This window comes from Microbacterium oxydans, assembly GCF_000956405.1.
Taxonomy (GTDB): Bacteria; Actinomycetota; Actinomycetes; order Actinomycetales; family Microbacteriaceae; genus Microbacterium; species Microbacterium oxydans_C.
The window spans coordinates 61,802-74,141 of record NZ_JYIV01000019.1 but is presented as its reverse complement, the minus strand read 5'-3'; the positions used below and the strand labels follow the sequence as shown (position 1 = coordinate 74,141).

Here is a 12,340-nt window from a genome sequence, read left to right as displayed (position 1 = left end):
ACCCGCGCCGGGCCACCTAGAATTGCTCCATGCCCGCAGGCGAATCCTTCTACATCACCACGCCCATCTACTACCCGTCCGACGTGCCTCACATCGGCCACGGGTACACGACGGTGGCCGTCGACACCCTCGCACGGTGGCACCGCCAGGCGGGTGATGACACCTGGATGCTGACGGGCACGGATGAGCACGGTCAGAAGATGCTGCGGGCCGCGGCGGCGAACGGCGTCACCCCGCAGGAGTGGGTCGACAAGCTCGTCAGCGAGAGCTGGTTCCCGCTGCTGGAGACCCTCGACGTCGCGAACGACGACTTCATCCGCACCACGCAGGAGCGGCACGAGACGAACGTGCAGACGTTCTTCCAGCGCCTGTACGATCGCGGCTACATCTACGCGGGCGAGTACGAGGCGCTCTACTGTGTGGGCTGCGAGGAGTTCAAGCCGGAATCGGAGATCGTCGACGGCACCGGACCCTTCGAGGGACTGAAGGTCTGCGCCATCCACTCCAAGCCGCTGGAGCTGCTGCAGGAGAAGAACTACTTCTTCAAGCTCAGCGAGTTCCAGGACCGGCTGCTCGAGCTGTACAAGACCGAGCCCAACTTCGTGCGGCCCGATTCGGCGCGCAACGAGGTCGTCTCGTTCGTGAGCCAGGGCCTCAAGGACCTCTCGATCTCCCGCTCGACCTTCGACTGGGGCATCCCGCTGCCGTGGGACGAGTCGCACGTCATCTACGTGTGGGTCGACGCGCTGCTCAACTACGCCACGGCCGTCGGGTACGGCTCCGACGAGGAGACCTTCGCGCGCCGCTGGCCGGCGTACCACGTGGTCGGCAAGGACATCCTGCGCTTCCACGCCGTCATCTGGCCCGCGCTGCTGATGGCGGCGGGACTCGACGTGCCGAAGGGCGTCTTCGCGCACGGCTGGCTGCTGGTCGGCGGCGAGAAGATGTCGAAGTCGAAGCTCACCGGCATCGCGCCGACCGAGATCACCGATGTCTTCGGCTCGGACGCGTACCGCTTCTACTTCCTGTCCGCGATCGCGTTCGGCCAGGACGGCTCGTTCTCGTGGGAGGACCTGTCCGCCCGTTACCAGGCTGAGCTCGCGAACGGCTTCGGCAACCTCGCCTCGCGCACCACCGCGATGATCGAGAAGTACTTCGAGGGTGTCGTGCCGCCGGCGGCCGAGTACACCGAGAAGGACCTCGCGATCCAGAAGATCGTGGCGGATGCCGCGTCGAACGCGGATGCGGCCATCGCGAACTTCCGCATCGACGAGGCGATCTCGGCGATCTGGACCATCGTGGACGCACTGAACGGCTACATCACCGCGAACGAGCCGTGGGCGTTGGCCAAGCAGGCGAACAGCGGCGACGAGGAACAGCGCGAGCGCCTCGGCACCGTGCTGTACACCTGTGCCGAGGGCCTGCGCGCGCTCGCCGTGCTGCTCTCGCCGGTGATGCCGCAGTCGACGGAGAAGCTCTGGATCGCGCTCGGCGCCGCGGAGACCCTCGGCCGCCTGCAGGACCAGCCGATCCGCGAGGCCGGAGCCTGGGGCGTGCTGCGCCCCGGCACCAGCGTCAACGGCCTGGCACCGCTGTTCCCGCGGGTGGAGTCCGCGGCCTGAGCGATGTCGGGGACGTATGTGCAGCGCCGCGACGGCGACGGACGCAAGGATCTGAGGTATCCCGCCGCGCCTGAGCCGCTGACCGTTCCGGTGTACGACAACCACGCGCACCTGGAGATCGTCGACGGCGACGAGCCGCTGAGCCTGACCGAGCAGCTCGACCGCGCGGCGGCCGTGGGCATCGCCGGCGTCGTGCAGGCGTCGGGCGACATCGAGTCGTCACGATGGGCGGTCGAGGCCGCGGAGTCGGATCCCCGCGTCCTGGCCGCCGTCGCCATCCACCCCAACGACGCGCCGACGTATGCCGAAGAGGGGCAGCGGGGTGGTGTGGGCCTGGACGAGGCCATCGCGGTGATCGACGAGCTCGCCGCGCACCCCCGCACCCGGGCGATCGGCGAGACGGGGCTGGACTTCTTCCGTACAGAGCCCGAGCGCCGCGCGCCGCAGTTCGAATCGTTCGAGGCGCACATCGCCCTCGCGAAGAAGCACGGCATCGCGATGCAGATCCACGACCGCGACGCGCATGAGGCCGTGCTCGAGACGCTCTCCCGCGTCGGCGCCCCGGAGCGCACCGTGTTCCACTGCTTCTCGGGCGACGACGCGATGGCTCGCCTCTGCGCCGACGCCGGGTACCACCTGTCGTTCGCCGGCAACGTGACGTTCAAGAACGCGCAGAACCTGCGGGATGCGCTGAAGGTGACGCCACTCGATCGCATCCTCGTCGAGACGGACGCCCCGTTCCTCACCCCGGTGCCGCTGCGGGGCCGCCCGAACGCGCCCTACCTCGTGCCGATCACGGTGCGCTTCATGGCAGCGGAACTCGGCATCGAGGTCGACGAGCTTTGCGCACAGCTGGCCGAGAACACGCTGCGGGTCTACGGCTCGTTCGCCGACTGAGCCTCGGGCTCCACATCGTCGGGTCCGGTCTCGGCCACGGGCTTCGCGCTCACGATCTGCGAGATCGGCCTCCACACCAGCAGCAGCGTGAGGGCCGCCCCGACGAAGGCGAACCACCACGGCGCCGTGAGTCCCCACACCTGGGCGATCACGCCACCCAGCGCCTGTCCGACGATCATGCCCCCGAACACCCCGACCATGTTCACGGAGGCCACCCGGCCCTGCAGCTCCGCGGGCACCAGGCGCTGCCTCACGGTCGTGGAGATCGTGCCCCACACGAACGCGTAGGCCCCGAAGAAGAACATGATGATCAGAGCGACCCATCCGACGGTGGTGAGGGCGAACGCCAGGTGCATCAGCACCTCGAGCGACAGCACGACACGCATCAGGGTGGCGAAGGAGACGTGGCGCTCCAACCAGCCGAAGCTGAGCGTCGCGAGGATGCCGCCTGCCGCCGACGCGGTCGTGAGCGCGCCGTAGCCCACCGCGCCCATCTGCAGGTGCTCTGTCGCGTAGAGCACGAGCACGCCCCAGGGCGCAGCCCAGGTGATGTTGAACACCAGGATGATGAGCACCAGCATGCGCACGGGCGGGTTTCGCCACAGCCAGCGGAGTCCTTCGGCGATGTCCGTGTGCACCGGGGTGTGCTCGTCGGTCGCACGTGGAGGCACCGGCGTGCGGGCCATGCGCGAGATGAGCACGACCGCGAAGCTGACGCACACGACTTCGAGCAGGAACGGCCAGGCGGTTCCGGCGGCGAACAGGAAGGCGCCCAGCGGGGGACCGGCGAACTGGTTCGCCACCAGGTAGCCGGCCTGCAGGCGGGCGTTCCCGGTGCCGAGGTCTGCGGGCTTCACGAGCATGGGCAGCAGCGTGCTGCCGGCGGTGTCGACGACGACCTCCGCGGTGCCGTAGAGGAAGGCCACGGCGAGCACGATCCAGATGTTCGCGACGCCGGTGATCAGGAAGACGCACAGGGCGAGGAGCACGACAGCTCTGGCGGCGTTCGCGAACATGACCAGGCGGCGTCGGTCGAAGCGGTCGGCGATCGCTCCCGCATGCAGGCCGAACAGGAGCCAGGGGAGGAACTGCAGGATCGCGCCGGCCGCCACCAAAATCGGCGACGAGGTCATCGACGCGATCAGCAGGGGTGCGGCCGCGAGTGCGACGCCGTCACCGACGTTGCTCGTCCACGATGACGCGAGCAACCAGCGGAAATCGCGGCCCATGCGACGGGGCGCGACGAGTTCTCCGAGGGAAGGCACCAGAGAAGACTACTGAGGAGGGGGGGACATCGGAGTGTGGGGGAGAATGGGGGGATGACCGTCACCCTGCTCGGCGCCTCCGAGATCCGCCGCCTCGCCGCCGAGCTCGACGTCACCCCGACGAAGAAGCTCGGACAGAACTTCGTCACCGATGCGAACACCGTGCGCAAGATCGTGCAGGCCGCCCGCGTGCAGCCGCACGAGCGCGTGGTCGAGGTCGGTCCCGGACTCGGGTCGCTGACGCTGGCGATCCTCGAGACCGGCGCATCCGTCACGGCCGTCGAGATCGACCACCGGCTCGCGGCCCGCCTCGCGCAGACGGCCGCCGAGCACGGTGTCGAGGCCGACCGCCTCACGGTCGTCGACGCGGATGCGCTGCGCATCACCGAGCTCCCCGGCGAGCCCACCGTGCTGGTCGCCAACCTGCCCTACAACGTCTCGGTGCCCGTGCTCCTGCACTTCCTCGAGAACTTCGCCTACCTGCAGCGCGGCGTCGTCATGGTCCAGGCCGAGGTCGCCGAGCGGCTGGCCGCGAAGCCGGGGTCGAAGATCTACGGGTCGCCGAGCGTCAAGGCCGCCTGGTACGGCGAGTGGAAGCTCTCGGGCAACGTCTCCCGCCAGGTGTTCTGGCCGGTGCCCAACGTCGACAGCCTGCTCGTCGGCTTCGACCGGTCCGAAGGGGAGCGCGGCACGGAGGAGGAGCGACGCCGCACGTTCCAGATCGTCGATGCGGCCTTCAACCAGCGCCGCAAGATGCTCCGTCAGGCACTGTCCGGGATCTTCGGCAGCTCGGCGGCCGCCTCGGAGGCGCTCATCGCCGCCGGTGTCGCACCGACGGCTCGTGGCGAGGACCTCACGGTCGAGGACTATCAGCGCATCGCGCAGCATGCTCCTGCGCTGGACGCCGTCCCCGATGATGTCGCTTCCACCCAGTAATCTGTCACCGTGACCGATTCCCCCCGCTTCCGTCCCGATGTCCCCGAGCTGCACCGTCCGTATGCTGCGGACGAGAGCCGCTATCAGCAGTTCGCCTATCGCCAGGTCGGCACGTCCGGCCTGTACCTGCCCCCGATCTCGCTCGGGCTGTGGTGGAACTTCGGCGACAACATCCCGCTCGACAACCAGCGCGCACTGCTGCGCCACGCGTTCGACCGCGGCATCACGCACTTCGACCTGGCCAACAACTACGGTCCCCCGTACGGCTCCGCCGAGAAGAACTTCGGCCGCATCTTCGCGGAGGACCTGCGCCCCTACCGCGATGAGCTGATCATCTCGTCGAAGGCCGGATGGGACATGTGGCCGGGCCCGTACGGCGACTTCGCGAGCCGCAAGTACATCCTCGCGAGCGCCGAGCAGTCGCTGACGCGGATGGGCCTCGACTACGTCGATATCTTCTACTCGCACCGCGTCGACCCGGTCACCCCGATCGCCGAGACCGTCGGCGCCCTCGACACGCTCGTGCGCCAGGGCAAGGCCCTCTACGTCGGGATCTCCTCCTACAGTGCGGAGCGTACGGCCGAGGCCGTGGCCGTCGCCAAGGATCTCGGCACCCCGCTCGTCATCCACCAGCCCGCGTACTCGATCCTGAACCGCTGGGTCGAAGACGGACTGACCGACACCCTGGAGCAGTCGGGCCTCGGCGCGATCGCGTTCACCCCGCTGGCTCAGGGCCTGCTCACCGACAAGTACCTCGGAGACGGCACGGCCGAGCGTGCGCAGAAGCGCGGCTCGCTGCCGGAGGGCCGGCTCACGGACGAGGCCGTGCAGACCCTGCGTTCGCTGAACGAGGTCGCTCAGGGGCGCGGCCAGTCGCTCGCGCAGCTCGCACTGCAGTGGACCTTGCGCAGCCCCGTCGTCGCCTCGGCGCTGATCGGCGCCTCGCGTCCTGAGCAGCTGGATGAGAACATCGCGGCCGTGAACGGTCCCGACTTCACGACCGAGGAGCTCGCCCGCATCGACGAGCTCGCCGGCGCCATCGACGTCAACCTGTGGGCGAAGTCCTCGGAGCTGTGACCCGATCATGAGCCATGCCGCGTTCGCCGATTCCGTGCACGTGCGCGCCCCGGGGAAGATCAACGTCTTCCTCGGGGTCGGCGGCCGGCACGACGACGGCTATCACGCGCTGGCGACGGTCTTCCAGGCAGTCTCGCTCTACGAGGACGTGATCGCGCGCCCCGCCGACGACTTCTCGGTGACGGTATCCGGGGTGGAGGACACCGAGTCCGTGCCGCTCGACGACCGCAACCTGGCGATGCGCGCGGCCAAGCTGCTCGCCGTCGCCGTGGACCATCCGGGCGGGGTGGCGCTCGAGATCCGCAAGAGCGTGCCTGTGGCCGGTGGCATGGGAGGAGGGTCGGCGGATGCCGCAGCCGCCCTCGTGGCGTGCGATGCGCTGTGGGGGACGGGACTGTCGCAGACCCGCCTGCACGATCTCGCCGCCCGGCTCGGTGCCGACGTCCCGTTCGCCCTGCACGGCGGCACGGCGGTGGGCACGGGGCGGGGAGATCAGCTCAACCCGGCACTCGCCCGCGGACGCTTCGACTGGATCCTGGTGCCCAGCGAGCAGGGCCTGTCGACGCCCGTGGTGTACGAGCGTCTCGACCTGCTGCGCGAGGACGAGGGCGCCCTGGCCGACGACCCGCCGCTGTCGCTCGACGTGCCCATCCCGGTGCTGCAGGCGCTGCGTTCGGGCGATCCCGCCCAGCTCGCCGAGACCCTGTTCAACGACCTGCAGGCTGCGGCGCTGTATGAACGCCCCGATCTCGCCGAGACGATCAGCCTCGGGGTCGCCGCCGGTGCGCTGCAGGGCATCGTGTCGGGCTCAGGGCCCACAGTGGCTCTGCTCTGCCCCGACCCGGAGACAGCGCAGGACGTGCAGTCGTCCCTGCGTGAGAGCGGCCTCGACCCGCTGCACGTGCACGGCCCCGTGCCGGGTGCCCGCATCATCGGCTGAGGGTCTCTCACCCTATCGACTCGGCAGCCCGGCCGAGCTGGCCTGTCGCGCCTCGGTCCACGAGGAGGTGCACGGGACGGCGTCGACAGACATAATGTACTGGGGATGTGACCGTGCACACGCAAGGAGGCAAGTGATGTCCACCGCCTCCGAGCGTGCCCGCCTGCCGAGCATCCGCGACGTCGCCCGCCTCGCCGGGGTCTCGCATCAGACGGTCTCCCGCGTGCTCAACGATCATCCGAGCATCCGTCCGGAGACGAAGGCCAAGGTCCTCGATGCGATCTCGGTCCTCGACTATCGACCGAACCTCGCCGCGCGGGCTCTGGTCACCAGCAAGTCGAACATGCTGGGCATCCTGTCCGCGACGATCGGGGAGTTCGGCCCCACCTCGTCGATCGCCGGCATCGAGGATGCGGCGCGGGAGGAGGGGTACTCGGTCTCGACCCTGAACCTCGCCGACACGACCCCGGAGGCGATCGGCCATGCGGTGCGACAGCTGTCGCGCGAGCAGGCCGACGGCATCGTGGTGCTCGCTCCCCAGGTGCGGGTCTTCCATGTCCTGCGCGGCATGTCCGTCGACATGCCCTTCGTGACGCTGCAGACGGCGTCCGGATCCGACGGCGTGAGCCTGTCGGCCGATCAGGTGGCCGGTGCCAAGGCCGCGACGGAGCATCTCATCTCGCTCGGGCACAGCGACATCCTGCACCTGGCCGGTCCTCAGGACTGGATCGAGGCGGAGTCGCGCATGCGGGGCTATCTCGACGGCCTGCGCGAAGCCGATCTGCCCACGTTCCCGCCGATCCGTGGTGACTGGACGGCGGACTTCGGATACTTCGCGGGCAAGGAGCTCTCGCTCCGGCGTGACTTCACGGCGGTGTTCGCCGCGAACGATCTGATGGCGATCGGCCTGATGCACGGGTTCCGTGACTCCGGGGTGCGGGTGCCGCACGATGTGAGCGTCATCGGCTTCGACGACATCCCGGTCGCGGCGCACGTCGCTCCCACGCTCAGCACCGTGCACCAGGACTTCCCCGAGCTCGGCCGTCGAGCGGTGCGCATCCTGCTCGCGCAGATACGAGGTGAGCAGCCGCCGACGTTCGGCCCGCTGCAGACGATCCTGCGCGCGCGCGAATCCGCCGCGATCCGCTGACGCGTTCGGTGCAGCGCTGCGCGCGCCGATCGAGATCATCGAATCCTTTCGATCCTTGCCGTCGCGTAGGGGACCGGGATGACGCCGGCAGCGACAGTGTCACGGTCCGGATTCGAAATGCCGATGCCGACTTGACAGCGGTCCCACGGAAGACGACGATATAGCGATGTGAACGGTCACATCGAAGGTGACCGCACGTCGCGAGGAAGATCCGTGAGCACCACAGCAACGTTGCCTACCGTGTCGGGCCCCATCCTGGAGATGCGCCGCATCACCAAGGAGTTCCCTGGGGTCAAGGCGTTGGCCGACGTCTCCATCACCGTCCGCGCCGGCGAGATCCACGCGATCTGCGGGGAGAACGGCGCCGGGAAGTCGACCCTGATGAAGGTCCTGTCCGGGGTGTACCCCTACGGGACCTACGACGGCGAGATCCTGCTCTACGGCGAGGAGCAGCGCTTCAGGGACATCGCGGCCAGCGAGCAGGCGGGCATCGCGATCATCCACCAGGAGCTCGCCCTCATCCCGGAGCTCTCGGTCACCGAGAACATCTTCCTCGGCAACGAGATCCAGCGCGGCGGCCGCATCGACTGGACGGCCCAGAAGGAGCGGGCCATCGAGCTCCTCGCCCGCGTCGGGTTGAGCGAAGACCCCGACGTGCAGATCAAGACCCTCGGCGTCGGCAAGCAGCAGCTCATCGAGATCGCGAAGGCGCTCAACAAGGACGTCAAGCTCCTGATCCTCGACGAGCCGACCGCCGCGCTCAACGAGAACGACTCGCAGCATCTGCTCGACCTGATCCTGGGGCTGAAGGCCAAGGGCATCGCGTCGATCATGATCAGCCACAAGCTCAACGAGATCGAGCAGATCGCCGACGAGATCACCATCATCCGCGACGGCCGCACGGTCGAGACGCTCGACATCTCGCGCGGAGAGATCAACGAGGACCGCATCATCCGCGGCATGGTCGGGCGTTCGCTGGAGAGCCGCTACCCGGATCGCACCCCCGAGATCGGCGAGGTGTTCTTCGAGGTCAAGGACTGGTGGGTACAGCACCCGACCGTACCGGAGCGCATGGTCGTCAAGGGCTCGAACATCACCGTGCGCCGCGGCGAGGTCGTCGGCATCGCCGGCCTCATGGGAGCCGGCCGCACCGAGTTCGCGATGAGCATCTTCGGGCGCTCCTACGGCACCTTCCTCTCCGGCACCCTGATCAAGGACGGCCAGGAGGTCGCCCTGCACGACGTCGCCTCAGCGATCAAGCACGGGCTCGCGTACGTCAGCGAGGACCGCAAGGTGCTCGGACTCAACCTGCTCGACACGATCAAGCGGTCCATCGTCGCGGCGAAGCTGTCGAAGATCGCGCACAACGGCGTCGTCGACTCCCGCGAGGAGTTCTCGGTCGCGGAGCGCTATCGCAAGGCTCTGCGCATCAAGACCCCCTCCGTCGAAGAGGGTGTCGGCAAGCTCTCCGGCGGAAACCAGCAGAAGGTCGTGCTGGCCAAGTGGATGTTCACCGACCCCGATCTGCTGATCCTCGACGAGCCGACGCGCGGCATCGACGTGGGCGCGAAGTACGAGATCTACGCGATCATCAACGAGCTCGCCGCCCAGGGCAAGGGCGTCATCGTCATCTCCAGCGAGCTTCCCGAACTCCTCGGCATCTCCGACCGCATCTACACCGTCTTCGAAGGTCGGGTCACCGACTGCATCCCGGCCGACCAGGCGACACCTGAGGACCTCATGCGCAGCATGACCTCCGCGACCCAGAAAGCATCCGCATGACCACCGACACCACCGCAACGAAGCGCGGCTTCCACTTCAAGGACATCACGAAGATGTTCGGGGGAGGGCAGTCGACCCTCCGCCAGTTCGGCATCCTCGGCAGCCTGGTCGTGATCCTGGTCGTCTTCCAGGTGCTGACGTGGATCTTCAAGGGTGCCGGACTGACGCTGTCCTCCGGCAACCTGATCAATGTCGTCAACCAGTACTCGTACATCCTGATCCTGGCCATCGGCATGGTGATGGTCATCATCATGGGACACATCGACCTCTCGGTCGGATCCGTCGCCGCGTTCACGGGCATCGTCGTGGCCAAGGCCATGCAGGACTGGAACCTCCCCTGGCCGCTGGGCATCCTCCTCGGCCTCGGTGTCGGCGTGCTGGTCGGTGCCTGGCAGGGATTCTGGGTCGCCTACGTCGGGGTGCCGGCGTTCATCGTGACCCTGGCGGGCATGCTGTTCTTCCGCGGCGCGAACCAGTGGGTCGGCGACTCGCAGTCCGTGCCGGTGCCGCAGGGCTTCAAGGTGATCGGCGCGGGGTACCTGCCCGAGCTGCCGTTCATCCCCGTCCCGTTCAACGTGCTCACGATGCTCCTCGCCCTTCTCGGCGTCGCGTGGATCGTGTTCTGGGAGATCCGCACCCGTCGCATCCAGCGCAAGATGGGCGCCGATATGGCGCCGGCGTGGGTCAGCGTCACCAAGGTCGTGCTGATCTCCGCCGTGATCCTGATCGCCGGCTGGCTGTTCGCCACCGGGCGTGAGGGCACCAGCTTCCCGATCTCCGGCATCATCCTGCTCGCACTCGTCATCCTCTACTCGTTCATCACGAACAACACCGTCTTCGGTCGCCACATCTACGCGGTCGGCGGCAACCGGCAGGCCGCGCGACTGTCGGGTGTGAAGGACCGCTGGGTCGACTTCTTCGTGATGATGAACATGTCGGTGCTCGCATCGCTGGCCGGCATGATCTACGTCGCCAGGGCGACCGCATCGGGCCCACAGGACGGCAACGGCTGGGAGCTCGACGCGATCGCCTCGGTCTTCATCGGTGGCGCGGCCGTCTCGGGTGGAATCGGAACCGTGATCGGGTCGATCATCGGTGGTCTCGTGATGGCCTTCCTCAACAACGGCCTCGCCCTGCTGGGTGCCGGCGCCGACGTGGTGTCGATGATCAAGGGCCTCGTGCTCCTGTTCGCCGTGGGTGTCGACGTCTGGAACAAGCAGCAGGGCCGCCCGTCGATCATCGGCTTCCTCACTCGTCGCTTCGGCCGCAAGCAGGATCCGGCCACCGACACGTTCGATCCGACCAAGACGAACTACCCCACCAGCCAGAAGTACGAAGCCCCCGCCGTCGAAGAGACGCGCGGATAGTAGAGGCCCAGGCGCGTACCGCACGCGCACCTGGACCTTCACACACCAGAGAAAGAGATCACATGAAGAAGATTCTTCTGTCGGCGACAGCGCTTGTCGTCGCGGGCGCTTTCGCCCTCACCGGCTGCTCCTCGGAGCGCGGTGGCACCGGATCGGGAGCGGGGGAGGAGACCGCCAAGGGCTTCGCCGCCGACGCCACGATCGGTGTCGCGCTTCCGGACAAGACCTCGGAGAACTGGGTCCTCGCCGGTCAGCTGTTCACGGACGGCCTGAAGAAGGCCGGATTCAAGCCGGACGTGCAGTACGCACCGGCCAGCAACACGGTCGCCGAGCAGCAGAACCAGATCCAGGCGATGGTCACCGGTGGCGCCAAGGTCATCATCATCGGCGCGAAGGACGGCAAGCAGCTCGCCACGCAGGTCGAGGCCGCCCGTGACGCCGGCGTCACCGTCATCGCGTACGACCGTCTGATCGAGAACACCGAGGCCGTCGACTACTACGTCGCGTTCGACAACTTCAAGGTCGGTCAGCTGCAGGGTCAGGCTCTGCTCGACGGACTCGCCGAGCGCGCGGGTCACGAGGCTCCGTACAACATCGAGCTGTTCTCGGGTTCGCCCGATGACGCGAACTCGGCCGTGTTCTTCAACGGTGCGATGGACGTGCTGCAGCCGAAGATCGACGACGGCACGCTGAAGGTCGTCTCGGGTCAGACCGAGATCGCCCAGACGGCGACCGAGGGCTGGAAGGCGGAGAACGCTCAGCGCCGCATGGACTCGATCCTGACGTCGACGTACAGCTCCGAGACGCTCGACGGCGTCCTGTCCCCGAACGACACCCTCGCTCGCGCCATCATCACCTCGGTGCAGGGTGCGGGCAAGCCGGTCCCGGTGGTCACGGGTCAGGACTCCGAGGTCGAGTCGGTCAAGTCGATCATGGAGGGTGTGCAGTACTCCACGATCAACAAGGACACCACGCTCCTCGTCGAGCAGTCGATCAAGATGGTCGGCCAGCTCCAGAAGGGCGAGAAGGTCGACGTCAACGACACCGAGCAGTACGACAACGGCGTGAAGGTCGTTCCGGCTTACCTGCTCGACCCGATCATCGTCACCAAGGAGAACGCGGCAGAGGCCTACGCCAACGTCCCGAGCCTCCTCGAGATCGTGAAGTCGTACCAGTAAGACCCCGCACTCTGTGACGCCTGTCGTCGCGGAACACGAGCCGCCCGGACCCTCTGGTCCGGGCGGCTCGTTCGTTTCCAGGGGCGAGTGGGTCCACGGTCGCGCAGACGGGTCCGCGGACTGACC

At 67.7% G+C, this 12,340-nt stretch carries 10 protein-coding genes; 9 read left to right on the top strand and 1 reads right to left on the bottom strand.

The window, feature by feature from the left end; translation table 11 throughout:
* Window positions 1–29 precede the first annotated feature (29 nt).
* Together metG and RN51_RS04670 are read left to right on the top strand one after the other, a co-directional pair.
* Window positions 30–1,622, top strand: coding sequence for a methionine--tRNA ligase (gene metG, locus RN51_RS04675; protein ID WP_045262886.1), 1,593 nt, complete (start codon window positions 30–32; stop codon window positions 1,620–1,622).
* Window positions 1,623–1,625: 3 nt separating this feature from the next.
* Window positions 1,626–2,519 (top strand): TatD family hydrolase, encoded by an 894-nt coding sequence (locus tag RN51_RS04670; protein WP_045262885.1) that lies wholly within the window; start codon window positions 1,626–1,628, stop codon window positions 2,517–2,519.
* Here RN51_RS04670 and RN51_RS04665 read toward each other — a convergent pair.
* Window positions 2,498–3,784 carry an MFS transporter gene (locus RN51_RS04665; protein ID WP_231579214.1) on the bottom strand — a complete coding sequence of 429 codons (1,287 nt, stop codon included), beginning with the start codon at window positions 3,782–3,784 and terminating at the stop codon, window positions 2,498–2,500. The two genes, RN51_RS04670 and RN51_RS04665, sit on opposite strands and share 22 nt — an antisense overlap.
* Before the next feature lie 54 nt (window positions 3,785–3,838).
* Here RN51_RS04665 and rsmA point away from each other — a divergent pair, with 54 nt between their 5' ends.
* The 7 genes from rsmA (at window position 3,839) to RN51_RS04630 (ending at window position 12,214) form a co-directional block, all read left to right on the top strand.
* Complete coding sequence (rsmA, locus tag RN51_RS04660) at window positions 3,839–4,720, top strand: 16S rRNA (adenine(1518)-N(6)/adenine(1519)-N(6))-dimethyltransferase RsmA (protein ID WP_045262883.1); 882 nt, start codon at window positions 3,839–3,841, stop codon at window positions 4,718–4,720.
* Between the two features lie 9 nt (window positions 4,721–4,729).
* Complete coding sequence (gene mgrA, locus RN51_RS04655) at window positions 4,730–5,797, top strand: L-glyceraldehyde 3-phosphate reductase (protein WP_045262882.1); 1,068 nt, start codon at window positions 4,730–4,732, stop codon at window positions 5,795–5,797.
* A gap of 7 nt (window positions 5,798–5,804) precedes the next feature.
* On the top strand, window positions 5,805–6,737 hold the full coding sequence (locus RN51_RS04650) for a 4-(cytidine 5'-diphospho)-2-C-methyl-D-erythritol kinase (protein WP_045262881.1): 933 nt from the start codon (window positions 5,805–5,807) through the stop codon (window positions 6,735–6,737).
* A gap of 136 nt (window positions 6,738–6,873) precedes the next feature.
* Complete coding sequence (locus RN51_RS04645; protein ID WP_021199883.1) at window positions 6,874–7,887, top strand: LacI family DNA-binding transcriptional regulator; 1,014 nt, start codon at window positions 6,874–6,876, stop codon at window positions 7,885–7,887.
* Window positions 7,888–8,055: 168 nt separating this feature from the next.
* Window positions 8,056–9,669: a multiple monosaccharide ABC transporter ATP-binding protein gene (gene mmsA, locus RN51_RS04640; RefSeq protein WP_419865791.1), complete on the top strand. Its 1,614-nt coding sequence runs from the start codon at window positions 8,056–8,058 to the stop codon at window positions 9,667–9,669.
* The gene (gene mmsB, locus RN51_RS04635) at window positions 9,666–11,036 is read left to right on the top strand and encodes a multiple monosaccharide ABC transporter permease (RefSeq protein WP_045262880.1); all 1,371 of its coding nucleotides are present in this window, start codon (window positions 9,666–9,668) and stop codon (window positions 11,034–11,036) included. Before mmsA ends, mmsB begins: the two co-directional genes overlap by 4 nt.
* Window positions 11,037–11,098: 62 nt before the next feature.
* The gene (locus RN51_RS04630) at window positions 11,099–12,214 is read left to right on the top strand and encodes a sugar-binding protein (protein WP_045262879.1); all 1,116 of its coding nucleotides are present in this window, start codon (window positions 11,099–11,101) and stop codon (window positions 12,212–12,214) included.
* The last annotated feature ends 126 nt before the right edge of the window (window positions 12,215–12,340 follow it).